The following is a 25,331-nucleotide window of genomic DNA, read 5'->3' as shown; positions in this document are numbered from 1 at the left end:
TGCATCCGTTCCGCACACGCGCCGTTCGCCTACTGCGCGCGGCAATGCGCAACGACTTCGTCGACCGCACGCTGCACATCGCCGCGCCGGTAGCGCAGCAGCGCGCTGTCGGCGGGATCGGGCTCGTACGACACGACGTTGCCGCGCCCCGTGTAGATCGCGATGTCGGGCAACAGCGGATGCTCCTGGTCGAGCGACGGGACGTCCCGCGGATTGCCCGCCGCGCGGAAGAAGGCCGCGAAGTAGTCGGCGAAGCTGAGGTTCTCGTCGCCGACGAGGTAGGCCTTGCCTGCTTCGCCGCGCTGCAGCGCGCCCCAGATCGCTTCCGACAGCGATTGCGTCGAGATGAAGTTGCTGCCGCCGGCCGGCCCGAACACGGGCAGCCCCGCGAACTGGCCTTGCGCATAGCCGGTGTAGGCAGCGAACATCTCGTTGCGCAGCCCCGGCACCGACCCGACGACGAACGGCGCGTTGACGCTGCAGACGGCGAACGACTGCGTCGCGAGCGCGCGGACACGTTCGTCGGCGAGATGGCGCGAGCGCACGTACGGCACCGTGTCGACGAGCGCCGGCGCGACCTGCGGATAGAAGCTGCCGACCAGCACCACGCGCTTCACGCCCGCGTCGCGCGCGAGCGCGAAAAAGCGCGGCACCGCGTCGACGTTCGCGCGCTCCCAGTGCGAGGCTTCGTCGGTGCCGGGCGGCAGGTGGCGGATATCGTTGCCGGCCGCGAACACCACCGCGTCGAACGGCGCGAGATCGTCGCGCGTGAAGTTGCCGGCCACGTAATCTCGCAGCAGTACGTCGAACTGCGCGAGTGCGCTACCGGGGGCGGGTGGCTTGCGTGCGGCGAGTGTCACGCGGTTGCCCTGCGTGTGCAGGTGCAGCGCGGCATGGCCGCCGATGAGGCCGGTGCCGCCGACGATCAGGATCTTCATGGTGTCTCCGGTAGCGGCGCTTTCGTGCCGCGTGAAATGAACAGGCGGGCGGTGCCGCTCAGAAATTGAAGCCGTTGCCCGTGACGACGGGCATGTTGGTCCAGAAGCCGTTCGGGTCGCGATACCAGCCGGCCGCCGCGAGCGCGCCGCCGTCGACGTGCAGCGTCGTGCCGGTGACCCACGCGGCGAGCGGGCTCGCGAGGAACAGCGCGGCCCCCGCGATATCGCCGGCCGTGCCGAAGCGCCCGAGCGGGATCCAGCGCGGGATGTGCTCGCGATGCTCGGCCGCGACCATCGCGCTGACGGGCACCTGCGGCGTCTCGGTGGTTTCGGGGGCGATCTGGTTCACGCGAATGCCGGCCGGCCCGAGTTCGAGCGCGAGGCTTTTCGTGAAGCCGGTCAGCGCGGCCTTGAACGACGCGTACACGGTGCAGTTCGGAATGGCGCGAAAGCCTTCGATCGACGACACGCCGACAATGCTGCCGCCCGCGCCGCGCTTGCGCAGCAACGGCAGCATCGCGCGCGTGACGACGAACACCTGGCGCAGGTTCGCGTCGAACAGCCGTGCGATGTCGTCGTCGGTGCAGTCGTCGAACGGTTTCACGATCTGCAGGAAATCGCCCACATTGTTGACGAGCACGTCGAGGCCGCCGAAGCGCGCGTCGACGGTTCGTGCGAACGCATCGACCTGGTCGCGGCGCGTGACGTCGACGGTGCCGACGAGCGCGTCGACGCCCGCCGCCTCGAGCGCCTGGCGCACGTCCTGTGCGCGGGCCGGGTCGATCTCGGCTACCGCGACGCGCGCGCCGGCCGCGCCGAACGCTTCCGCACACGCACGGCCGATGCCCGCGCCGCCGCCGGTGACCAGCACGGTCTTGCCGTTGAATGAAATCATCGATGAACTCCTTTGAACGGGAGGGCAGTGCGTCGCGTCACAGCGACGACACCAGTTGCGCGTTGTCGATCCGCAGCTCCGCACCGTTCACGAAACGCGATTCGTCGGACGCGAGGAACAGCACGAGATTCGCGACGTCCCGCGGGTCGCACATGCGTGCCATCGGATCGCTGCCGATGCCGAGCGCGGCCGGGTCGAGATCGGGCATCAGCGCCTGCGTCATCGGCGTCCAGATCCCGTCCGGATGGATCGAGTTGCAGCGGATGCGGTAACCGCTGCGCTTGCAGTGCACGGCGACGCTGCGCGCGAGCGCCGTCACCGCGCCTTTCGACCCGGTGTATGCGCACATCATCGGCAGCCCGCCGAGCGCGGCGACCGACGACATCATCACGATCGAACCCGGCGTGTCGTTGCCCTTCATCGCGCCAATCGCATATTTGCAGCCGAGGAAATAGCCGTCGGCGTTGGTGCGCATCACGCGCCGCCACGTGTCGAGGCTCGTGTCCTCGATCGAGCCGACCGGGCAGATCGCCGCGTTGTTGACGAGCACGTCGAGGCGGCCGAAGCGGTCGAGCGTCCATGCGATCGCCTGTCGCCAGCCGTCCTCGTCGGCGATGTCGTGGCGGACGAACAGTGCGGCGTCGCCGATCTCGCGCGCGAGCGCGCGGCCGGCATCCTCGTCGATGTCGGTCAGCACGACACGCGCGCCTTCGGCGGCGAGCAGCAGCGCATCCGCGCGGCCGACGCCGCTTGCCGCACCGGTGACCAGCGCGACCATGTTTGCGACTCGATTCATGGTCGGTCGTATTCCCTTGACGTTGAAAGAAGGCGAGCGCTCATGCGGCGCCCGGTGCGCGGCCGGCCTTGATCGCGTCGAGCGCGGCCGTGCCGTAGATCTGCGCGATCGTGTCGTCGACGCGCGGGTTGGTGCGCAGTTCGTGGCCGCCGTCGACCGCGAAACTCTGGCCGGTCACCCAGCCCGACTCGGGGCCCGTGAGATAGCGCACCGCATGCGCGATCGCTTCCGGTTCGCCGAGCGTGCCGAGCGGGATCTGCTCGAGAAAGCTGTCGACGAGCGCGCGGTTGTCGAACATCGGCGCCGTTGCTTCGGAGCGCGTGAGGCCCGGACGCACCGCGTTCACGCGGATCTTCGCGCCGGCCAGTTCCTCGGCCGCGCCGCGCACGAGCGCTTCGAGCGCAGCTTTCGCGGTGCAGTACGCGGACAGCCAGCGAAAATTGATCCGCGCGGCCGTCGACGAGATGCAGACGATCGCGCCGCCGCCACTGTCGGCGAGCCGCGGCGCGGCGTGACGGATCGCGGCGAACGCGCTGTGCAGGTTCAGGTCGATTTCGGCGCGGAAGGTGTCGGCGTCGTGCAGCAGCAGCGGCCGGAAACCCGCACCGCCAACCGTCGGCACGACGATGTCGAGGCGACGGTCGAGCGCCCACGCGCAGTCGAGCGCGGCCTGCAGGTCGCCTTCGTCGCAGGCGTCGCCCGCGTGGATCGCGACGCGGCTGCCGGGCACCGCGTCGGTCAGTTGCCGTTGCGTGCGTTCGAGCGCGTCGCGGCGGCGGCCCATCAGCACGACGGCCGCGCCGTCGGCGACGAGCGCGTGCGCGCAGGCCGCGCCGATGCCGCCGGCGCCGCCCGTGACGAGTGCGGTGCGGCCGTCGAGGGGAGCAGCGGTGCGCATCGTTCAGCCCTCCAGCGGCAGGTCTTGCGACCAGTCGACGTGCAGCGTGCGCGCGGCGAAACGCCACGTGCCGCCGTCGAACACGCAGCGGTCGCGATAGCGCAGCCCCCAGTCGAGCTTGCGCTTCACGCCGTCACGCACGTAGACGTGGCAGGCGACGCCATAGGTCTCGACGTCGGCCTCGCCGCCGTCGAGCGTCACGAGCTGGTTGTGCACGTGATGCTGGGTCGCTTCGTAGCGCTCGATCACGCGCATGCCCGTCACGATCGCGTCGCGGTCGTCGAAGCGGAAGCCGGGGCCGGCGAGCTGTGCATCGGGCGTGAAGAGGGCGGTGAGTCGCGGCCAGTCGCGCCGGTCGACGGCTTGCGCGTAGCGGCACGCCAGTTCGTACAGCGCGTAGCGGGGATTCGAATCGGTCATGCAGGGCTCCCGTGGAAGAACGGAAAGAGTCGGCCGCGCCGCGAGTGCGGACGCGGCGGCATTGCGACGTCGAGGCGAAGGTTCGCATCGGACCGATGGCGGCTCATCATCCATACGGAGCAGGGCGAGCGTCGGGGAAAACACCGGGGCCGGGCGCCGAGTGCCGCGCGATCGTGCCCGGATGGTGCGGCGCAGCGATCGGCGTGCGACAGGCGTCTGACGATTGGCGCGGCCGGCCGCGACTGGCGCGCAACGCGCCGCGTCTCCTCCGCGTGTACGAAGCCATCGCGCACGATGCTGCGATGCGACACGCCTTGCGCCCGTCGCTCAGCGTTTGCCCCTAGTCGAAATGGACGATGGCCGACGGCCGGGCGCTGGCTACCGTGCAGTCATCCGGTGCCGCATGCGATGCACGCCGGACACGAACCGCACCAGCGGACAACCGGAGGGGACGACGATCATGAGACTGACGACTCGCAAGCTATGCGTACTGGCGATGGGCACGTTCGCTGCCATGGCGATGGCGCGATACGGCGCCGATCAGGTTCCGTCGCCGCCGTATGCGGCCGGCATCCTGCAATGCCGCTCGGTCGACGCGAACGGGCTGCCGGCCGGCTGCGTGCCGATCGATCCGTCGCACTTCGGTTTCGCCGCGCTGCGCGGCATGTGACGTCCGCGCGGCCGCGCACAGCGCAGGCCGGCAGCCGTGGCGGCGCGATGGCGTGATGGCGTACCAACGCCCTTCGCCACGGCCACGTCGTAAGCATCGCGCGGGCCGATCCCGTTTGATGCGGGTCGCGGCTTCAACCGGGCACGGGACGCGTGCGTCGTGCACGCGCACCGTCGCACGCCCGATCCGGCATTCAGGCATTGCGGCGGCAACGTCGGCAACGGGCCGCCTGTCGGCCCTCACCGCGTCCACCGCTTTCCATCGCTTCCCTCAGGTTTCCTACACGCTGACCCATTCCTCATGTCATCCGACTATTCCCTGACTCACCCCCTGAACATTCGTGACGTGCATCGCTGGGATGCCGAACACGATGTCGTGATCGTCGGCTTCGGCGCGGCCGGCGCCTGTGCGGCGATCGAAGCCGCGCGCGCCGGCGCCGACACGCTGATCGTCGAGCGCGCGTCGAGCTACGGCGGCACGAGCGCGCTGTCGGGCGGCGAGATCTACCTCGGCGGCAGCGGCGGCACGCCCGCACAGCGGCAGGCCGGCTTTACCGACGACACCGAGGATCTGTACCGCTACCTGATGCTGGCCGGCGGGCGCGACGCCGACGAGGCGAAGGTGCGGCTCTACGCGAACGAAAGCCTGGCGCACCACGACTGGCTCGTCGAGCAGGGCCTCACGTACAAGAACACGTTCATTGCCGAGCGGATCGTCGAACCGGAGACCGACGATTGCCTGATCTGGTCGGGCAGCGAGGAAGCCTGGCCGTTCAGCGAGGCCGCGAAGCCGTGCCCGCGCGGGCACACGCCGCAATGGCCGGGCTGGGGCGGCGGGCAGATGCTGATGCGCGTGCTGGCCGAACGCGTGGCGGCGCTCGGCGTCGCGACGCGTTACGACACGCGCGCGCTCGCATTGATCGTCGACGACGACGGCGCGGTGCGCGGCGTCGTGCTGCGCGCGTATGGCGAGACGGCATGCGTGCGTGCGCGTCGCGCGGTGATCCTGTGCGCGGGCGGTTTCGCGATGAATCGCGACATGGTGCGCCGGCATGCGCCGCAGTTCCTGCGCTCGGATGAACCGATCGGCAGCCCCGGCGACGACGGCTCGGGCATCCTGCTCGGCCAGAGCGCGGGCGGCGCGGCGATCCATATGGACCAGGGTTTCGTCAGCCTGCCGTTTTACGCGCCCGAATCGCTGATCCGGGGGATCTTCGTGAACGCGCGCGGCCAGCGCTTCATCAACGAGGACGGTTATCACGGCCGCACGGGCCATCACGCGTTCCACCAGGCCGGCGACCGCATCTACCTGCTCGTCGACCAGGCGACGTACCGCGAGCCGCCCGCGATTGCGCGGATCGGCATCGCGGCGGCCGGCGAAACGTGGGAGGAAGTCGAACGCGACCTGCAGATGCCGGCCGGCACGCTGACGGCGACAGTCGACGTCTACAACCGCCATGCTGCCGAAGGCGCCGATCCGCTGTTCCACAAGGCCGGGAAATGGCTGCAGCCGTTGATCGAGCCGCCGTTCGTCGCGCTCGATTGCCGGATCGACTACGCGTTCTATCCGCACTTCACGCTCGGCGGGCTCGACACGCTGCCGACCGGGCAGGTGGTCGACGCGGCACGCGCACCGGTGGCGGGGCTCTATGCGGCCGGCCGCACGACCTGCGGGCTGCCGCGCTGGGGCGCCGGGTACAGCTCGGGGTTGTCGCTGGCCGACGCGACGTTCTTCGGCCGGCAGGCCGGCCGTCACGCCGCGCAGGCGGGGTGCGACGCGCTGCGCAACGCCGCGTAGCGTTGGCAGGGTGGAAATGAACGACGCCCCGGGCAATCGTCTTGCCCGGGGCGTCGTCGTTTCGGGCACCCAAGTGCCCAGGTGCTTGAGCGGCTCAGCCGCTCAGCCGCTCAGCCGCCAACCAGGCCAACCCGCCGTCAGCCGAGGTCGAGCGCGTTCGTGAGGTCGCCCGGCGGCGTCGCGCCGCGCGCGGCGAACGCCTTGTTGCGCGCGACCACGCCGTCGAGCGGCGCGAGCCCGTGCACGCGGCTGATGAAGCGCAGGATCGAGTTCGTGTCGTACAGCGTGTGATCGACGAAACCCTTCTTCGCGAACGGCGAGATCACGAGCGCCGGAATCCGTGAACCGGGGCCCCAGCGGTCGCCCACCGGCGGCGCGACGTGATCCCACCAGCCGCCGTTCTCGTCGTGCGTCATCACGATCACGGTGTTGTCCCATTGCGGCCCGCGCCGGATATGGTCGATCACCGTCGCGATGTGACGGTCGCCGGCTTCGATGTCCGCATAACCCGCATGCATGTTCAGGTTGCCCTGCGGCTTGTAGAACGTGACGGCCGGCAGGCGGCCCGCGTCGATGTCGGCGATGAAGTGGTTGGTCGACGGCTCGTCGCCGAGCCCGGCGTCGCGCAGGTGCTTGCTGCGCGCCTCGGTGCCGGGCGCGTAGTTCGCGAAATAGTTGAACGGCTGGTGGTGGTACTGGAAATCGGGCACGGTGCCCGTGTCGCGATGCTCGAGCGCGTACTGCCACGCGCCGCTGTACCACGCCCAGTCGATGTTCTTTTCCGACAGGCGGTCGCCGATCGTCGCATAACCCTGCGGCGGCATCACGCGATGGTCGGCCGGGTCCGCGTACGCGGCGTTGCCCGGATCCGGCGGCGGCACGTAGCTCGGCTGATACGGCGGCGCCATCGTGTTCACGCCATAACCGTCCGGCGTCAGCGGGCCGTCGCCCGCGAACTTCGGCGGGCCGTCGAGCGCGGACGCGGGCGAATCGTCGGCGAGCTTCAGGCGCGTACCGGCCGGATCGTCGCCTTCGACCTTCGACAGCAGTTTCGCCGCATGCGGATGCTTGTGCGCGTCCGGATACAGCGGCGGCTGCGCGGAGATCAGGAACATGTGGTTCATCCACGAACCGCCGAAGGCCGCCATGAAGAAGTTGTCGCACAGCGTGTATTGCCGCGCGAGATTCCACAGCCGCAGCGTGTCGGCCGAATTGCGGTAATGGCCCATCACGAGGCCGCCCGAATCGGCCCACGCGGCGAACTGGTCGTTGCGGCCGCCCGCGATCTGCATCTGGTTCTGGTAGAAGCGGTGCCACAGGTCGCGCGTGATCACGCCGTTCGGCAGCGGCTTGCCCTGCGCGTCCGTGATCCGGAATGGCGCGTTCGGCAGCTTGTCGATGTCGCGCTCGGCGATCGCGTAGCGCTTGCCGTCGACTTCCTGCGCCTGCGGCACGAGCCCGCCCCAGATCTTCGGCAGCACGGGCAACGGCGTCTTGCCGTCGCGATCGAGCTGCTGCGCGTGCTCGGGCCGCACCTCGCTCAGCGGATGGCTTACGCCAGGGAAATCGCCGTACAGGTTCGCGAAGCTGCGGTTTTCCGCGTAGATCACGACGATGTGCCGCACACGCTGGCGCAACGCTTCGTCGACGCGCAGGTCGGCGGCGGAACGCGGCGCGCCGGTGGTTTCGCAGCCGCTGAGCGCGACACCCGCACCGAGCGCGGCAAGGCCGCCGAGCACGCGGCGGCGGTCGGGATCGGCGGGAAGGTCGTCGGGGCGATCGGGGGTGTCGTTCACGTCGTGGGTTCCTCGAATGGGCGGGTGGACGGGGCGTGATGCACGGCGGTATCGCACAGGCTGCCGTGCCGAACGATGGAAGGCAACGGCCCGTATGGCGTATCGGCGCGTGCGATGCATCTGTCACAAAAATGTCACGAACGCGACTATAACGCGGCAACGGGGACGGATGAAAGGTGTTTGTCGGACGATTCCCGTCGCGCCGCGAGCGATGCGCGACGCACTCGCGCGAACTAGACTTGAATCAGGGGCGGCGCGTCGCGGCGTGCCGCCCGGGCGAGGATTGCCCGGCGATGCCGGCCGACGGCGTTGTCGCGGCATCGTTGATGCGCAGGAGCGAGGCGAGATGGCACGCACGACTACCGCTGCCGCATGGCCGCCGATACCGCGCGCGGGCTGCGCGCGCAGCCACGCACGTCCGCCGTGCCGCGGCAGCGCAGCGTAGCGCGCACGTCCGGCCGGATGCCATGGACAGGAAATTCGACTACCCGGGGTTGCTGATCGCGGCGGGCTTCTTCGTGCTGTTCGCCGCGCAGTTGCTGATGCTGCGTCCGTCGTCGGCGTCGATCGCGTACAGCGATTTCCACCGGCTCGTCGCCGCACGGCTCGTCGACGATCTCGAAGTCGGCCCCGCGTCGATCTCGGGCACGCTGAAGATGCCGCAGGCCGGCGCGATGCTGCCGGCGTCCGACGCCTCGGCCGTGCAGCAGGCCGGCGCGCCGTGGCGGTTCACGACCAACCGCGTGAGCGACGAACACCTGACCGACACGCTGACCGCGGCCGGCATCCGCTATCACGGCACGCCCGACACGAGCTGGATGGCATCGCTTGCCTCGTGGCTGCTGCCGCTCGTGCTGTTCGTGTTCATCTGGAACATGATGCTGCGCAAGCGCGGCGGGCTGCAGGATTTCACCGGGATGGGCAAGAGCCGCGCGCGCGTGTACGTGCAGCAGGAAACCGGCATCACGTTCGACGATATCGCGGGCATCGACGAAGCCAAGGCCGAGCTTCAGCAGCTCGTCGCGTTCCTGCGCAACCCCGACCGCTACCAGCGGCTCGGCGGCAAGATTCCGAAGGGCGTGCTCGTCGTCGGCGCGCCGGGCACCGGCAAGACGCTGCTCGCGCGCGCGGTGGCCGGCGAGGCGGCCGTGCCGTTCTTCTCGATCAGCGGCTCGGCGTTCGTCGAGATGTTCGTCGGCGTCGGCGCGGCGCGCGTGCGCGACCTGTTCGAGCAGGCGCAGCAGAAGGCGCCGTGCATCGTGTTCGTCGACGAGCTCGACGCGCTCGGCAAGGTGCGCGGCGTCGGCCCGATGTCGGGCAACGACGAACGCGAGCAGACGCTCAACCAGTTGCTCGTCGAGATGGACGGCTTCCAGGCCGGCTCCGGCGTGATCATCATGGCCGCGACGAACCGGCCGGAGATCCTCGATCCCGCGCTGCTGCGGCCGGGCCGCTTCGATCGCCACATCGCGATCGACCGGCCAGACGTGAACGGCCGCCGGCAGATTCTCGGCGTGCATGTGAAGCGCGTGAAGCTCGCGGCCGACGTCGATCTCGGCGAGCTGGCATCGCGCACGCCGGGCTTCGTCGGCGCCGATCTCGCGAACGTCGTCAACGAGGCCGCGCTGCATGCGGCCGAACTCGGCAAGCCGGCGATCGGGATGGCCGACTTCGACGAGGCGATCGATCGCGCGCTGACGGGCCTCGAACGCAAGAGCCGCGTGATGAACGCGCAGGAGAAGCTGACCATCGCGTATCACGAGGCCGGCCATGCGCTCGTCGCGGAAAGCCGCGCGCATTGCGACCCGGTGAAGAAGGTGTCGATCATTCCGCGCGGCGTGGCGGCGCTCGGTTATACGCAGCAGGTGCCGACCGAGGATCGCTACGTGTTGCGCCGGAGCGAACTGCTCGACCGGATCGATGCGTTGCTCGGCGGGCGCGTTGCCGAGGAGCTCGTGTTCGGCGACGTGTCGACGGGCGCGCAGAACGATCTCGAACGCGCGACCGCGATGGCGCGCCACATGGTCATGCAGTACGGGATGAGCGAGAAGATCGGCCTCGCGACGTTCGACGACGGCGATGTGCGCCAGGGCATGCCCGGCGCGTGGCATGCGGGCGACGGGCGCTGCAGCGAGCACACCGCGCGGATGATCGACGATGAGGTGCGCACGCTGCTCGCCGATGCGCATGCGCGGGTCGCGATGACGCTCGGCGAGCGCCGCGATGCGCTCGAACGCATCGCGCGACGGCTGCTGCAATCCGAGGTGCTCGAGCGCGAAGCGCTGCAGGCGCTGATCGACGGGCGCGTCGAACCGTCGTCCGCGACGCCGGCGGCACCGGCACCGGACGACGAAGCCGGCGCACGCGGCGGTGCGATCGAAACGGAGCACGCGTCCGCGGTCGAGCGCGATTTCGTCGCATACAGGCCGCCACGCGAACCCGAGCGCTGAAGGTGCCGCGAACCTGCGGGCGGCGCGCATCGATGCGACTGCGTGCCGGCATTCCTTTCCCGGTTGATCCGCGCGGAGTCGCCATGAGCGAGGCGCACATATCGGTCGATGTCGCGCAGCAGGCGCGCTTCTGTTTCGAAGTGGTGTTTGCCGGCACGACGCTGTCGCCGGTGCTCACCGACGAACCGCCGCCGCTCGGCGAAGGACGCGGACCGAACCCGATCCGGTTGCTGGCCGCGGCGGTCGCGACCTGTCTCGCGGCGAGCCTGCTGTTCGCGCTGGAAAAGCAGCATGTCGATCCGCAGCCGATTGCCGCGCACATCGATGTCGACATGGTGCGGAACGAAGCGGGCAGAGTGCGCGTGGGCGCGATGTCGGTACGGCTGTCGATCGGCAGGACATGGGCCGATCTCGCGGCGGCGACGCGCGTGCTCGATCAGTTCGATGCGTACTGCGTGCTGACGGATAGCCTGCGAGAAGGCATACCGGTGTCGGTCGACCTGTGCGATGCGAGCGGCGCGGCGCTCGAATTCGCGGCGACGGACGTGTGAGCGCGCGTCAGGATTCGGCCGCGGCCGCGACTTCGGCCGCTTCGGCGAGCGCGTCGAGAAAGCGCGTGCGCCACCAGTGCACGTCGGTCTTGCGCACGATCGCCATCAGCGCCGCATGACGCTGACGGCGTTCCTCGAGCGGCATCGCGAGCGCACGCTGGATCGCCTGCGCGGTGCCTTGCGTGTCGTACGGGTTGACGAGCAGCGCCGACTTCAGCTGCTCGGCCGCGCCGGCAAAACGCGACAGCACGAGCACGCCCGGATCGGCCGCGTCCTGCGCGGCGAGAAATTCTTTCGCGACGAGGTTCATCCCGTCGCGCAGCGGCGTGACGAGCGCGACGCGGCTCGCGCGATAGAGGCCCGGCAGGCGCTTGCGCGCGACGGTGCGGTGAATGTAGCGCATCGGCATCCATTCGAGCTCGCCGTAGTCGCCGTTGATCGCGCCGCACAGGCTGTCCATCTCGCGCCGCAGGTCGTCGTACGCGCCGAGATCCTCGCGGCTCGGCGCGGCGATCTGGATCAGCGTTGCGCGGTCGCGGTTCTCCGGATACTGTTCGAGCAACTCGCGGAACGCATGCACGCGCTGTGGCAGCCCTTTCGTGTAATCGAGCCGGTCGACCCCGACCAGCAACTGGCGGCGCGAGTATTCGTCGCGCATGCGTTCGAACATGTCGAGGCCGTCGCGGTCGCGCGCGAGCGACTCGAACTCGTCGACGTTGATGCCGATCGGGAACGCGCCGGCCGACAGCGTGCGGCCGAATGCACGCAGCCGGCCGTCCGGCAGCCGCGCGGCACCGGCTTCCGCTTCGACGTAATGCTCGAAGTGGAGCAGATCCGACTCGGTCTGGAAGCCGACGAGATCGTACGCGAACAGCGAGCGCATCAGCCATTCGTGTTCCGGGATCGCGGCCATGATCGGCGGCGGCGGCATCGGGATGTGCAGGAAGAAACCGATCGGATTCGTACAGCCCATCGCGCGCAGCTCGGCGGCGAGCGGAATCAGCTGGTAGTCGTGGACCCAGATGGTGTCGTCGGGACGCAGCAGCGTGCGCAGCTTGCGCGCGAACAACTGGTTCACGCGCCGGTAGCCGTCGGCGAAGCGGCGGTCGAACTGCGCGAGATCGAGCCGGTAGTGAAACACCGGCCACAGCACGTTGTTCGAATAACCGAGGTAGTAGGCGTCGTAGTCCTGCGGGTCGAGATCGATCGTCGCGAGCTGGATGCCGCCGACGTTCTGGATCTGCACGTCGTCGCCATGCGCGGGCTGGTCGTCGCTGCCGCGCAGCTTTCCGCTCCAGCCGAACCAGACGCCGCCGGATTCCTGCAGGCTGTCTTTCACGGCAACGGCGAGCCCGCCGGCTGCGGCTTTACGGGGATCTGCAATGCGATTGGATACGACGACGAGTCGGCTCACCAGCTCTCCTGACGATTGTTGGGGGAAGGTTCGTGCGGCCGTGGCGCGAGAAGCTGACGCCGCCATCGGCTCGCGGTGCGCGAAGCGATGAGGCCGCAATACGATCGGACGGGAGTCAGGGCACGCGATTCGCCGTCCGAACGCGGAGTGCTTTTTTAAGCATACTCGTCATTCGTTCGTTTTAAAAGTCTGCGTCGGCGAGCGACGTGCGTGCGAACGCGGCGTTATCTCCATGTCGCCGGTGTGGCAACGCGCGATACAGGGCCGGGACCGAAACTTGCGCAACGCTGCAAACGCGGCGTGCGCGAAGGCATGCGGAGGACGGGCATCGCGCGCGATCGTCCGTGACGATGCGCGTTCCCGGATAGGCGCACGATGCCGCGCCGGTCGGTAGAAACGACCGGCGACGACGCGGCTGCGCCGATGCGCGAGCTACACGCGCGCGTGCAGCGAACCGGAAAAGGAGACGTGCGACGCGCGCGTGCGAACGGATCGAGCCGGACGTTGACGATGCACGGCCCATCGCGCGGTATGCGCAAGCGTGACGCAGGCAGATCGGCGAATCAGCGTGCGCATCGCCGTCTCCTTGCGGTAGCCGCTACGCGGCGGCCGGTTGCCAGTGATGCGCGGCGGGTTCTTGCGCGTGCGTGCCCGACGACGTCACGTGCGTGCCGGACGGCATCCGGAACGCGGCAACCGTTTCGGACAGCTCGCGACCTTGCGCCTCGAGCGACTTCGATGCGGCCGCGGCCTGCTCGACGAGCGCCGCGTTCTGCTGGGTCGTCTCGTCCATCTGCGTGATCGTCAGGTTCACCTGGTCGATGCCGCGGCTCTGCTCGGCCGATGCGGCCGCGATCTCGCCCATGATGTCCGTCACGCGCGCGACGGCCTGCGTGACGTCCGACATCGTCTTGCCGGCTTCGCCGGCGAGTGCCGAACCGTCGCGGATCGTCTGCACCGACGCGGTGATCAGTTCCTTGATCTCCTTTGCCGCCGTCGACGAGCGTTGCGCGAGACTGCGCACCTCGCTCGCCACGACCGCGAAGCCGCGGCCCTGTTCGCCCGCACGCGCCGCTTCGACCGCCGCATTCAGCGCGAGGATGTTGGTCTGGAACGCGATGCCTTCGATGATGCCCGTGATGTCGGCGATCTTCGACGAGCTCTGGCCGATTTCCGTCATCGTGTCGACCACGCGGCCGACCACCGAGCTGCCGCGATGCGCGACATCCGACGCATTCGCGGCGAGCGCGCTCGCCTGTTGCGCGTTCTCGGCATTCAGCCGCACCGTCGACGTGAATTCCTCCATCGTCGCGGCGGTTTCCTGCAACGACGCGGCCTGTTCCTCGGTGCGCTGGCTCAGGTCGAGGTTGCCCGACGCGATCTCGCTCACGGCATGCGCGATGCTGTTCGATGAATCGCGCACGCGGCCGACGATGCCGATCAACCGCTCGTTCATCGTCCGCAGCGCTTCGAGCAGGTCGCGGGTTTCGTCATTGCCGCTGACGTGGATGCGACTGCCGAGATCGCCGTTCGCGACCGTGCGCGCGACGTCCACGGCCGAGCCGATCGGCACCGTGATCTTGCGCGTCAGCCACAGGCTGCCGCAGGCCGCGAGCGCGACCGCGATCAGGCAGATGCCGGCCAGCAGGTTGCGCTCCATCGCATAACGATCCGCGAATTGCTGGGCGATCGCGAGTTCGCGTTCATGCGTATAGGTCGCGTAGGCATCGGTCGCGCGCACGAGCTGCGCGAGCAGCGGGCGGCAGTTGTCGTCGATGTCGGCGGTCGCCTCTTCTTTCTTGCCGGCCTGCGCGAGCCCGACGATACGCAGCGCGACGGGCCCGTAGCTGGATTCGATGCGGGCGATGTTGTCCACCAGTTCGCGCGCGCGATCGGAGGTGTCGGTCGCGTTCGCCATCATCTCCTTGAGCTTCGCGAGATGTTCCTGCACGTCCTTGTGCGCCTGGTTCACCTCGGCCAGTTCGAACTCGAGATCGGACGGTTTGGTCACGAGCACGATGTTGCGCGCGGCGATCGCGCGCCGGTCGACCGCGGTTCGGATTTGCGCGGACTGGTTCGCCCGCGCGTTGATGCCGTTCATGTAGCGGGAAAACTCGGCGTTCGTATCGGATAGCGCCTTGAGTGCCACGCCCGACACGATCACGACGACCGCGGCGAGCAGGCCGAAGCCGCCGAGGAGTTTTGTCTTGATGCTCATTCTGGCGATATTCACGTTGTGCCCCTGCGCGTGTGGTTGGTGAATTGAATTTATTGTTCGACCAGATACGGGCTCGTGCCGGCATTAACGGGTATACGGAATGATTCTTTACCCTTCGAAAACCCTGATATTAGTTTTTTTAGCGCTGGAATCCTTTTCGGGCGGGTTTGCTCGAACCCGGGCAGAAAGAACCGAGGCGCCCGTGATTCAAAGGTTTATACGTGGAATTTGAAACCGGTTTTATCGGGCGACGCAAAAGAGATATTTTTGCTAATAATTGTCTGATGAATTGGTTTCTATTTATGGGTGAATAAAACGAAATTCCCTCGCGCTCTAATTGGGGAGGGAACCGGTGCGCGTCGTCGGTATGTATGCGCGATGGGCGGAATTGTCCGGAAAGCGGAAATTCGTGGCGGAGTGGAGGCGCCGCAAGGCGGCCCGCGGCGGGCGCCGCGGGCCATGAGAGGGTCAGAACGTGGTGCGCAACCCGGCCATCACGCTGCGGCCGCCTTCCGGCGCGAGGCCGCGCACGACCGAGGTCGAATAGAGGATTTCCTGGTTCGTCAGGTTGTCGCCGCGCAGGTACGCGAGCCAGTGCGTCGCACCGACGCGGAACTTGTAGGTCAGCATCACGCCGAGCGACGTGTAGCCGTCCGTCGAAAAGTCGTTGTCGGGCACGCGATGCTGCGACCACGCATGCGTGACCTGCGCGCGCGCACCGAACGGGCCGTAGCCGTAGTCGGCCGCGAGTGTCGCGCGCAGCGGCGCGATGCGCGGCAGCGGCTGGCCCGTATCGACGTTGCGTGCGTGCGTGTAGTCGGCCGTCAGCTCCAGGTCGACCGTATGGCCGCGCCGCGTGAAGGCGCGCCACTTGCCGTCCGCCTCGATGCCGTAGAACTCGGCGCGCACGCCACGGTAGATCGCCTCGTTGAGCGAACCGTCGGTACCGGGCGCGACTGGTTCGCCGTCGTCGTTCACCACGCGGCCCGTGTTGTACTCGGTCAGGTAGTTCGAGAAGCGGTTGTAGAACACGCCGACGCTGCCGCGATTCGGCCCGCTCGCATAGCGCAGCGACAGGTCGGTCGACACGGCCTTTTCCTTCGATGCGTTCGGGTTGCCGATCAGGAACTGGCCAGTCGCATCGTGCGGGCCGTTCGAATACAGCTCGTAGAAGGTCGGCGCGCGTTCGGTGTATGCGACGTTGGCCGCCACCGACCACACGGGCGTCAGCGAGAACAGCGCGCCGGCCGAGACGCTGCCGGCATTGAAGTCGCGCGGCTGCGCGCCCGCGAATTTCTCGACGCCGGCCGGATCGGGATCGACCTTCACGTGCTCGAAGCGCCCGCCGAGGCTCAGCTTGAGCGCCGGGACGACCTGCCATTCCTCGAGACCGAACAGCGCGACGCTGTTCGTGCGCGTGGACGGCACGAGCAATTCGTCACCGAGCGCCGAGAACGTGTTCTGGCCGAACTGCACGCCGATCGCGCCTTCGAACGGGCCGATCCTGCGATGCCGCGCCTCGATGCGCGCCTCGTAGCCGCGGTTGCGAAAGGTGGTGGCCGTTTCGCCGTTGTCGACTTCCTTGTGGCGATAGTCGGTGTACGCGAAGTCGAATTTCAGCTTCGTGAACGGGCCGCTCAGGTTGCGTATCTCGGAGGCGAGCGCGAGCCGTTCCTGGCGCATTCGCAGGCGCACGTCGTCCTCGGCGACGGAGCCGTAGTTCGACTCGTAGCCGCTGTACGACAGGCCCGCGAAACCGTCGGCCCACGTGTACGACGCGCCGACCGCGCCGCCATGCACGCGGCCGTCGCTGTTCGGCACGTTGCCGTACGGTTGCGGCGTGTCGGGGCCGTCGATCGCGCGTTGCTGGCTGCTGCGCGCGTAGCCGGGAATCCGCAGCTTGCTCGTTTCGCGGTCGAACGCGTCGACATGGAACGCGAAGCGGCCGTTGCCGCCTTCGACCTGCGCGGCGCCCGCGCGCACCGAATTGGCGCCGCCGTAGCGCGCGTCGAGCGCGCCCGTCACGCCTTCGATCGCCTCGCGTGGAATCTGGTTGTCGATCGTGTTGACGACGCCGCCCACCGCATTGCCGCCGTACAGCAGCGCGGCCGGCCCGCGCACGATTTCGACGCGCTCGATCGACAGCGGATCCTGGGGCACCGCATGGTCGTATGACAGCGACGACGCGTCGTAGGCCGCGACGCCGTTCTGCAGCAGCCGGATCCGGTCGCCGTCCATCCCGCGAATGATCGGGCGGCCGACCATCGGCCCGTAGGTGGTGGTCGACACGCCGGGCAGCCCGTTCAGCGTCTCGCCGAGCGAATCGGCCTGGCGGCGCGTCAGCGCGTCGCCGGACAGTTGCGCGGTCGGCGAGATCAGGTCGGTGTCGCCGAGCGGGTTCGCGGTCACGAAGATCGGCGCGAGCGCAGTGGTTTGCGTCGGTGTCGGCGACGCGGGCGCATCGGCCTGCGCGTGCGCGACGGCGGCGAACAGCATCAGCGAGACGGGCGAGAGCGGGCGAAGCGGTAGACGAGGGAGGTCGCGCATGGTCGGTGAATCAGTTGGAATGGGTTGGAGTTCGATCGGAAGGCGAGCCATGCGGGTCACGGCTGGATACGATATATTGTTGCGTCTGTGGCGCGCAGTGACCCGTCTGGATATGACTCGGCGTAACCCGGCCACCCGGATGAAACGGTTTCAGGTGGGCGAGATCACGAAATGATATGTTATATCATTTCAAACTCCAAGCGAAACGGCCACCCGCCACAGGGTTTCCGACAAACGGCTGAAATGGCTGCGAAAGCAGAGGCAGGCCGTCGACCCGGCGGCGCAGCGGCGGTTTGAGTCACACGTCCCACCATGAATCCGCCACCGGCGCGCACGATTCCCGCCCCGTTGACGCGTATCAATGCGTTCCGGTTTCGAGCCCGGATACTGGCGCGGTCATCGACCAGACAGGAGCGACGCATGACTCAAACCATGAAAGCGGCCGTGGTGCACGCGTTCGGCGAACCGTTGCGCATCGAGGAAGTGCCGATCCCGACGCCGGGCCCTGGCCAGATCCTCGTCAACATCAAGGCGACGGGCGTCTGCCATACCGACCTGCACGCAGCCGACGGCGACTGGCCCGTGAAGCCGACGCTGCCGTTCATTCCCGGACACGAAGGCGTGGGTGTCGTCGCGGCGGTCGGCGCGGGCGTCACGCACGTGCGCGAGGGCGACCGCGTCGGCGTGCCCTGGCTCTACACGGCTTGCGGCCACTGCGAGTACTGTCACACCGGCTGGGAAACCCTCTGCCACGGGCAGCAGAACACCGGTTATTCGGTCAACGGCAGCTATGCGGAATACGTGCTGGCCGATCCCGATTACGTCGGCCATCTGCCGGCGCAGGTCGCGTTCGACGAGATCGCGCCGATCCTGTGCGCGGGCGTCACGGTCTACAAGGGCATTCGCGTCACCGACACGCGCCCGGGCCAGTGGCTCGCGATTTCCGGTATCGGCGGGCTCGGCCACGTGGCCGTGCAATACGCGCGTGCGATGGGCCTGCACGTCGCGGCCGTCGACATCTCGCCCGACAAGCTCGCACTCGCGCGCGAGCTGGGTGCCCAGCTGACGATCGATGCGTCGATCGACGATCCTGCGAAAGTGATCCAGAAGGAAATCGGCGGCGCGCACGGCGTGCTCGTCACGGCCGTGTCGCGCAGTGCGTTCGCGCAGGCGCTCGGGATGGTGCGGCGCGGCGGCACGGTGGCGCTCAACGGTTTGCCGCCGGGCGATTTCCCGTTGCCGATCTTCTCGAGCGTGCTGAACGGCATCACGGTGCGCGGGTCGATCGTCGGCACGCGGCGCGACCTGCAGGAGTCGCTCGATTTCGCGGCGGACGGGCTGGTGCGCGCGCATATCCATCGCGACCGGCTCGCCAACATCAACGACATATTCGCGCGGCTGCGCGAAGGGAAAGTCGACGGTCGCATCGTGCTCACCGACATGCACTGACGCGCATTCGGGCCCGCTGCCGCGACGCGACGGACGTCGCGGCAACGCTGCGCTCACGCGTGCATCACGGCGCGAAGAACACGTCGGTGCGGTTCGTCAGGTTGCCCGCGTTGGTCTGCACGAAGAACGGGTGGAACGACGACGAGGGCATCACGTCGAGCCCCTGGTAGTCGCCGATGAAGAAGCCTTCCGCGTTCGGCGCGAGCTTCAGGTCGAACGGGCCGCCGACGCGCCGCTCGTCGGCGAACGTCGTGCCGCCGTCATGCGAGATCTTGCGCCAGAAACCGGTCGGCAGCGTCGTCGTGTTGCCGGCCTGCAGGTCGCGGAAGTCGTAGTAGGTGACCATCACGGCGCCCGTGTTGTCGACGCGCACCGACGGATTGAACGCAGGGCGCCCGGTCGGCGTATTCAACTGCTGCGGCGTGCTCCACGTCGCGCCGCCGTCCTTCGACGTCGATACGGCGATCTCGTCATACGTGCCGCCGTTGAAGCGGCTGTCCTGCCACACCACGTAGAGCTGCCCCGAGGCCGGATCGATCGCGGGTTCCGGAATGATGTCGCCGGTGCGCACGGGCTCGCCGGTGTTCGGATCGGTGACGCCGACCGTCTGCAGCCCCGCGATCACCTGCGGTTTCGTCCACGTCGCGCCGTCGTCGGTCGACTTGATGAACGCGACCTTGCCGGCCGCCTTGCTGAACGGCGGCTGGATCAGGTCGAAGAAGTCGTAGAGCGTGCCGCTCTTCGGATCGACGACGATCTGGTTGCCGATCGTCTGCTGACGCGACGGCACGTTGACGATCACCTTCGGCGCGCTCCACGTCTTGCCGCCGTCGGTCGTCTTCGAGAACAGCGTCGGCCCGCGGTAGGCGTGCGTGTGCAGGTTCGCGTACGGGTTGCCGTTCGGCAGTTCGAGGCGGTCCCACACCGCGTAGGCCGTGCCGGCCTTCACCGGGTTCGCCGTCACCGATTCCTTGTCGTTGAAGAACTGCGTCGTCGGTTCGTCGTTCGCGATCAGCACGGCCGGACTGCTCCAGGTCTGCCCGCCATCGGTCGACACCGACGCGGCCACCGCGTTGGCATTGTTCGACTGGTTGAACGAGATCGATACCGAATACGCGGTGCCGTCCGGCCCGAACGATACCCATGGATCCGACGCGCGCTCGTACTTCAGCCCGCCCGGCGCGCATGCGCTGAACGGCTGCGGCGTGCGGGCCCAGGTCGCGCCCGCGTCGAACGTGTAGCCGGCGACGAGCCCGTGGGCGCCGCCGTTCGACCAGCGGTCCTGCTGCCACACGCCGATCATGTTCATCGGGTTCGCCGGGTTGACCGACAGCCACGGTTCGACCTCGGCGTTCACGTAGTTCGTGCCGGGGCCGCCGATGGTGCAGGCGGCGAACGGGCTCGGGCCGGACACGACCACGGGGTCGGCATGCGCGGCCGCGGCGGCGGCCATTGCCACGGCCGCCACGGCGGACAGGCGGGTGAGGCGGGGCAGGCCGGTGACAAGCGGGTGGGATACGGTCGAACGTCGCATGGACAGCTCCTCGTTGACGTGCGGCGGCGATGGCGGGCATCGAGCGGCACGTCGCGCACCGGTACGCGGCGGCAACGAATGCCGTGCCGCGCGTCGGATCGTGTCGTTCAGGAAGCCATTTCGGTCATCGCAATCCGCGTGTGCTGGATGCCGCCAGCACGTCGGTCAAGACACCTCTTCGTTTTCATTGCTTGTCGGGTGCGTCCACGGGGACGCGACGGGAAAGCCAGTCCGTGCATACGGCGAATGCGTCGAAGTGGATTGAATGTAGGCGATCGGTATGCGGCGCGGGAGGCGATTTTTTGTAACAGTACGTAGCCGGAAAGCGTTGCCGAGACAGCGCTTCCGGGACGCAAGATTTTCCGCTAGAAAGTTCGGAAACCGAATCGAATAAACGAATCGAAGGCGCGAATCGAAGGCACGAATCGGAATCGCTATCGATTACGCGGATTCGTGCCGATGCGGTGCGCGGTCGGCGCGGTTCAGCGTTCGGCCGGAAAGCGATCCTGCAACGCATGCAGCCAGCGCGCGACGACGTCGAGTTCGGCATCGGAAAACCCGTCGCACAGCTTGCCGTTCAGCTCGCGCAGCAGCACGCGTGCGCGCTTGAGCGCCGCCTGGCCGTCGTCGGTCAGGTACAGCCGCGTGGCGCGGCCGTCGTCCGAATCGGCGTGACGCGTGATGAGGCCGGCCTTTGCCATGCGATCGGCGAGGCCCGTCATCGCGGACGGCGCGAGCTGCAGCGCGGCGCCGATTTCGCCGATCAGCGCGCCGTCCTGCTTCGCGAGACAGAACAGTGCGCCGGCCTGCGCGGCGCTCGCGCGCGTCTCGGTTTCGGCCTTGCGGTCGATCCAGCGCTGCACGCGCCGCTGGCCGATGTTCAACATGAAAAACAGTCGTCGGTCTTCGCTCAAGCTGGGTTCCCGGCTGCAATGGAAAGGGAGGGGCGGCCCGCGGTGCGTGGTGCGTCGAGTGCCCGCGCGAGCCAGTCGGCCACGTCGGGCCACAGCACGGCGCCGGGCCGACTGCGAAAGAAGCCCATGTGCCCGACCGGGCCGCTGCCCGCCGCGCGCGGATCGATCTGGCGGCGTTCGACCGGCGTGCGGGTCAGATAGCTTACCAGCAGGCCGATCGCAGCCGGGTTCGCCCACGGATCGTCGTCGAAGCCGAGCGCGAGAATCGGCAACCGTTGCTTCGCGAAGCGCTCGGCCGCACCGAGCGTCGGATCGTCGAAGAAATAATGCGGCAGCGTCGTCCAGCGGCTCCATTCGCGGAACACGCCGGCCGGCATGTCTTCGCCGAGCCCGAGCCGCTTGCCGGGCACGTAGCCGAGCAGCGCCGACATCAGCGGGCCGAGCACACGCAGGATCAGCCGCACCTTCACGCGTTCGGCCGCCTGCGTGATCAGTCGCGTGCTGCCCGCATGCGCGGCGACGAGCACGGCCGCGCGCAGGTGCGGCGTGGCGGCGGACAGCCCGATCGCGTGCCCGCCGACGCTGTGCCCGACCGCCAGCAGCGGCAGCCCTTCATAGGCCTGCCGTGCCCACGCGGTCGCGGCACCCACGTCGAGCTCCATCCAGTCGCGCATGCGGGCCTGCAGCGCACCCAGGCGCGCTGGCCGCGATGCACCGATGCCGCGATAGTTGTAGGTGAGCGCCGCGAAACCACGCTCGGTCAGGAAGCGCGCGAAGCCCGCATACAGCCGCTCCGGCACGGCCGTCGCCGGATGGATCAGCACCAGCGCGCGCGGCGCCGCGTCCGGCGACCACAGCGTGCCGTGCAACGCGTAGCCGTCGGCGGCGGAAAACTCGATGGGTTGGGAGGTCATGGCCGTCCTCGTTCCGGATGGTTATTTCGTATGCGAAATATAGTCCGGGATTTATTTCGCGCACGAAATATCTGTCGAGGATTCATTCGAACCGGGCTCCCGGACGGGCGGCGGGCGGCATCCGGCGATACCGGTCACGTCATAAAACATTTGCATCTTTGCATAGAAGAATATTGCGTTTGTTTCATGGTGAGGATCGACGTATCTTCACCGGTTCCATCCGTTCCGCCGGCCGCCGGGCACGGCGGATCACGTGGCGCCGCGATCGCGCGGGCGCCCGCCAACCTTCCGGGAGATCACGTTGCTGAGCCGAATCGTCACGGCACTCTTGCTGGCGCTTGTCGCGCAGCCAGGCATGGCCAAAGACACCGTCACGCTGCGCGTCGGTGAACAGAACTACTTCAACATCCAGGCGTCGATGGAGGCATCCGGCGTGCTGAAGGACCTGCCTTACACGATCGAGTGGAAGCACTTCCAGGCCGCCGCGCCCGTCGCCGAAAGCCTGAACGGCAATGCGATCGACGTCGGCTTCCTCGGCGATTCCGCGCTGCTCACGCTGGCCGCGCGCGGCGCGCCGGTGAAAGTCGTCGCGGTGTCGCGGCAGAGCCTCGACGGCGTTGCGATCCTCGTGCCGAAGAACTCGCCGGTGCGCACCGTCGCCGACCTGCAGGGCAAGACCATTGCCGTCTGGCGCGGCGCATGGAGCCAGCAACTCGTGCTGCGCGCGCTCGAACACGCCGGCCTGCGCGCGGATTCGGTCAAGTACGCGTACCTGATGCCGATCGATGCGACCAACGCACTCGCGAACGGCTCGGTCGACGCCGTGTCGCTGTGGGAGCCGTTCGTCAGCACGCTCGCGCTGCGGCAGGGCGCCCGGCCCGTGACGACCGCGCAGGGGCTGATGCCCGCGCTGAGCTTCGTCGCCGCGAACGAGCAGGCCGCAACGGGCAAGCGCGCCGAGATCGCCGATTTCCTGAAGCGCGTGGTGGCCGCACGCCAGTGGGTCGACAGCCATCCGCACGAGTATGCCGACCTGTGGGCGAAGCGCGCGAAGCTCGAGCCGGACGTCGCGTACCGCTGGCTCAACAATGCGCACCAGCGCGTGGGCCCCGTCGACGACACGGCCGCCAAGGATGCGCAGAACACCGCCGACTTCCTGCACAAGGCCGGCGTGATTCCGGCCGCGTACGACACGGCGAAGCTGCTCGACCGCTCGTATGCGGGCGCGTTCGCCGCGCCCGCGCAGAAGACGGCCGCCGCGCAGTGAGCGTGCCGCAGCGCGCAGCCATTTCCGATCGACAACGACAAGGACCCTCGACATGCCCGTCGACATCATCGGCATGATCACCGCGACGCCCGGCGCGGAGGTCGACGTACCGGGCGGCGCCGCCGTCCAGCCCGACTACGTGCGCCGCTTCGCACAGGCGCACGAGGCCGCCGGCTTCGACCAGATCCTGGTCGGCCATTTCAGCAACGCGGCGGACGGCTTCATCGTCGCGTCGTTCGCGGCCGCCGCGACCGAACGCATCCGCATCCTGCTCGCGCACCGGCCGGGCGTGATCGTGCCGTCGGCCGCCGCGCGGCAGATCGCGACGCTCGACGTGTTCAGCGGCGGCCGACTCGCGCTGAACGTCGTGTCGGGCGGCGACGATACCGATCTTCAGCGCGACGGCGATTTCGTGCCGCACGACGCGCGCTATCGCCGCACCGGCGAGTATCTCGACGTGCTGAAACGGATCTGGCAGGCCGACGCGCCGGTCGATCACGATGGCGCGTTCTACCGGTTGCGGGGCGCGTCGCCGCTCGTGAAGGGCGCGCAACGGCCGCATGTGCCGATCTATTTCGGCGGCTCGTCGCCGGCCGCGCTGGCGGTGGCGGGCGAGCATGCCGATGTCTACATGACGTGGGGCGAGCCGCTCGCGTCGGTGCGCGAGCAGATCGCGCGCGTGCATGCGGCCGCCGCGCCGTTCGGGCGTGCGCCGCGCATCAGCGTGTCGTTCCGGCCGATCGTCGCCGATACCGAGGCGGCCGCGTGGGAGAAGGCCGAGGCGATCCGCGAGCGCGTGCGCGCGGCGCGGCTCGCGAACGGCCAGCCGATCGACGGCCACGCGCCGCAAAACGCAGGCTCGCAACGGCTGATGGCCGCCGCCGCGCAGGGCGACGTGCTCGACGAGCGGTTGTGGATGGGCGTCGCGAACCTGACCGGCGCGCGCTGGAATTCGACCGCGCTGGTCGGCACGCCCGAGCAGGTCGCGCGTGCGCTCGGGGCGTATTGCCGGCTCGGCGTATCGACGTTCCTGATTCGCGGGTTCGACCCGCTCGACGATGCGCTCGATTACGGGCGCCACCTGATTCCGGCGATTCATGCGCAGGTCGCGGAGCTCGACCGACATCACGCGGCGGTGCCTGCGTAGGCGCATCGCGTCGTTGCGACGCAGGAGGCTGCTTTGGTTCGCCCCGGCATTCCCGTTGAGGGATGCCGGGGCGATGTCATTCGGGTGGTCGAGTAGCGAGAGCCGTCAGAACGACGGCAATCCCGGCGGATTGGTTTCCGCCCGCGCGATCGCCTCGCTCTGCAAACCCCAGCGCGCGAGCGCCTGTCCGTATCGGCCGCTGCCGATCAGCGCGTTCGTCGCCAGCGTCAGCGCGGGCGCGAGCCCGCTGCCGCGCCGCGTCGCGATCGCCACGTCGGCGTTGGCCGGCCAGCCCGCATTGACGACGCCGACACGGCGGATCTTGCCGGTGCGCGCGGCCTCGTACGCGAGCGACGCGTTCGGGTTCAGCTCCGCATCGGCGCGGCCCGACAGCAGCGCGATGCGCGACGTCGCATCGTCGTCGAAATATTGCAGCTCGGCCGGCTTCAGCCCCTGCGCCACGTTGCGCCTGTTCCACTCGAGGAGGATGCGTTCCTGGCTCGTCCCCGCGCCCGTGATGATGCGCAGGCCGGCGATGTCCTTCGGCTCGGCGATCCTCGCGATCGGGCTGCCGGTGCGTACGTAGAAGCCGTGCAGCCCGAGCCGGTAGGTCGTGAAATCGTATTTCTCCTTGCGCTTTTCGGTCACGCCGACGTTCGAGATCACCGCGTCGTACTTGCCGGACGTTAACCCGAGCGGCCAGTCGGCCCATGCGA

The 25,331-nt window shown here is 68.4% G+C and carries 20 protein-coding genes; 7 read left to right on the top strand and 13 right to left on the bottom strand.

What is annotated here, in order from left to right:
* Nucleotides 1-29: 29 nt before the first annotated feature.
* Genes L810_RS30820 through L810_RS30800 form a run of 5 tightly spaced genes read right to left on the bottom strand, consistent with a single transcriptional unit; the run spans nt 30 to nt 3,947 of the window.
* On the bottom strand, nt 30-938 hold the full coding sequence (locus L810_RS30820) for an NAD-dependent epimerase/dehydratase family protein (protein WP_021162149.1): 909 nt from the start codon (nt 936-938) through the stop codon (nt 30-32).
* 58 nt (nt 939-996) lie between these two features.
* Entirely contained in the window at nt 997-1,833 is an 837-nt protein-coding gene (locus tag L810_RS30815) for an SDR family NAD(P)-dependent oxidoreductase (RefSeq protein ID WP_021162148.1), read from the bottom strand.
* A 37-nt stretch (nt 1,834-1,870) separates the two neighbouring features.
* Nucleotides 1,871-2,629 carry an SDR family oxidoreductase gene (locus tag L810_RS30810; RefSeq protein WP_042976807.1) on the bottom strand — a complete coding sequence of 253 codons (759 nt, stop codon included), beginning with the start codon at nt 2,627-2,629 and terminating at the stop codon, nt 1,871-1,873.
* 40 nt (nt 2,630-2,669) lie between these two features.
* Nucleotides 2,670-3,527 (bottom strand): SDR family NAD(P)-dependent oxidoreductase, encoded by an 858-nt coding sequence (locus L810_RS30805; RefSeq protein ID WP_021162146.1) that lies wholly within the window; start codon nt 3,525-3,527, stop codon nt 2,670-2,672.
* Between the two features lie 3 nt (nt 3,528-3,530).
* Nucleotides 3,531-3,947: a nuclear transport factor 2 family protein gene (locus L810_RS30800; protein WP_021162145.1), complete on the bottom strand. Its 417-nt coding sequence runs from the start codon at nt 3,945-3,947 to the stop codon at nt 3,531-3,533.
* 460 nt (nt 3,948-4,407) lie between these two features.
* Here L810_RS30800 and L810_RS30795 point away from each other — a divergent pair, with 460 nt between their 5' ends.
* A complete protein-coding gene (locus tag L810_RS30795; RefSeq protein WP_027791660.1) occupies nt 4,408-4,617 on the top strand; it encodes a hypothetical protein in 210 nt (69 codons plus the stop codon).
* A gap of 300 nt (nt 4,618-4,917) precedes the next feature.
* A complete protein-coding gene (locus L810_RS30790; protein WP_042976804.1) occupies nt 4,918-6,414 on the top strand; it encodes an FAD-dependent oxidoreductase in 1,497 nt (498 codons plus the stop codon).
* 137 nt (nt 6,415-6,551) lie between these two features.
* Here L810_RS30790 and L810_RS30785 read toward each other — a convergent pair whose 3' ends face one another.
* Entirely contained in the window at nt 6,552-8,210 is a 1,659-nt protein-coding gene (locus L810_RS30785; RefSeq protein ID WP_042976802.1) for an acid phosphatase, read from the bottom strand.
* 467 nt (nt 8,211-8,677) lie between these two features.
* Here L810_RS30785 and ftsH point away from each other — a divergent pair, with 467 nt between their 5' ends.
* Both ftsH and L810_RS30775 read left to right on the top strand, forming a co-directional pair.
* Nucleotides 8,678-10,660: an ATP-dependent zinc metalloprotease FtsH gene (gene ftsH, locus L810_RS30780; protein WP_042976800.1), complete on the top strand. Its 1,983-nt coding sequence runs from the start codon at nt 8,678-8,680 to the stop codon at nt 10,658-10,660.
* A gap of 83 nt (nt 10,661-10,743) precedes the next feature.
* Nucleotides 10,744-11,211, top strand: coding sequence for an OsmC family protein (locus L810_RS30775; RefSeq protein ID WP_021162140.1), 468 nt, complete (start codon nt 10,744-10,746; stop codon nt 11,209-11,211).
* A 7-nt stretch (nt 11,212-11,218) separates the two neighbouring features.
* Here L810_RS30775 and otsA read toward each other — a convergent pair whose 3' ends face one another.
* From otsA to L810_RS30760, 3 genes are all read right to left on the bottom strand, one after another.
* Nucleotides 11,219-12,625 carry an alpha,alpha-trehalose-phosphate synthase (UDP-forming) gene (gene otsA / locus L810_RS30770; RefSeq protein WP_021162139.1) on the bottom strand — a complete coding sequence of 469 codons (1,407 nt, stop codon included), beginning with the start codon at nt 12,623-12,625 and terminating at the stop codon, nt 11,219-11,221.
* Between the two features lie 598 nt (nt 12,626-13,223).
* Complete coding sequence (locus tag L810_RS30765) at nt 13,224-14,843, bottom strand: methyl-accepting chemotaxis protein (protein ID WP_021162137.1); 1,620 nt, start codon at nt 14,841-14,843, stop codon at nt 13,224-13,226.
* Between the two features lie 468 nt (nt 14,844-15,311).
* On the bottom strand, nt 15,312-17,390 hold the full coding sequence (locus tag L810_RS30760; protein WP_021162136.1) for a TonB-dependent receptor: 2,079 nt from the start codon (nt 17,388-17,390) through the stop codon (nt 15,312-15,314).
* A gap of 420 nt (nt 17,391-17,810) precedes the next feature.
* Here L810_RS30760 and adhP point away from each other — a divergent pair, with 420 nt between their 5' ends.
* Nucleotides 17,811-18,839: an alcohol dehydrogenase AdhP gene (adhP, locus tag L810_RS30755; protein ID WP_021162135.1), complete on the top strand. Its 1,029-nt coding sequence runs from the start codon at nt 17,811-17,813 to the stop codon at nt 18,837-18,839.
* Between the two features lie 64 nt (nt 18,840-18,903).
* On the opposite strand, the gene L810_RS30750 is transcribed toward adhP, so the two are convergent.
* The 3 genes from L810_RS30750 to L810_RS30740 form a co-directional block, all read right to left on the bottom strand.
* A complete protein-coding gene (locus L810_RS30750; protein WP_021162134.1) occupies nt 18,904-20,373 on the bottom strand; it encodes a sialidase family protein in 1,470 nt (489 codons plus the stop codon).
* Nucleotides 20,374-20,855: 482 nt separating this feature from the next.
* Nucleotides 20,856-21,287, bottom strand: a complete 432-nt coding sequence (locus L810_RS30745; protein ID WP_021162132.1) for a MarR family winged helix-turn-helix transcriptional regulator — start codon at nt 21,285-21,287, stop codon at nt 20,856-20,858.
* Nucleotides 21,284-22,201 carry an alpha/beta hydrolase family protein gene (locus L810_RS30740; RefSeq protein ID WP_021162131.1) on the bottom strand — a complete coding sequence of 306 codons (918 nt, stop codon included), beginning with the start codon at nt 22,199-22,201 and terminating at the stop codon, nt 21,284-21,286. The genes L810_RS30745 and L810_RS30740 overlap by 4 nt, the downstream gene beginning before the upstream one ends.
* A 355-nt stretch (nt 22,202-22,556) precedes the next feature.
* On the opposite strand from L810_RS30740, the gene L810_RS30735 reads away from it, so the two are divergent.
* Together L810_RS30735 and L810_RS30730 are read left to right on the top strand one after the other, a co-directional pair.
* A complete protein-coding gene (locus tag L810_RS30735; RefSeq protein WP_051392341.1) occupies nt 22,557-23,468 on the top strand; it encodes an ABC transporter substrate-binding protein in 912 nt (303 codons plus the stop codon).
* Between the two features lie 52 nt (nt 23,469-23,520).
* The gene (locus L810_RS30730; RefSeq protein WP_021162129.1) at nt 23,521-24,615 is read left to right on the top strand and encodes an LLM class flavin-dependent oxidoreductase; all 1,095 of its coding nucleotides are present in this window, start codon (nt 23,521-23,523) and stop codon (nt 24,613-24,615) included.
* A 105-nt stretch (nt 24,616-24,720) separates the two neighbouring features.
* Here L810_RS30730 and L810_RS30725 read toward each other — a convergent pair.
* A partial coding sequence (locus L810_RS30725; RefSeq protein ID WP_042976795.1) for a transporter substrate-binding domain-containing protein occupies nt 24,721-25,331 on the bottom strand: 611 nt, incomplete at its 5' end.

This window comes from Burkholderia sp. AU4i, from assembly GCF_000466765.1.
GTDB lineage: Bacteria > Pseudomonadota > Gammaproteobacteria > Burkholderiales > Burkholderiaceae > Burkholderia > Burkholderia cepacia.
Note: the sequence above shows the minus strand (reverse complement) of the source record. Positions and strands in the feature narration are given on the sequence as shown.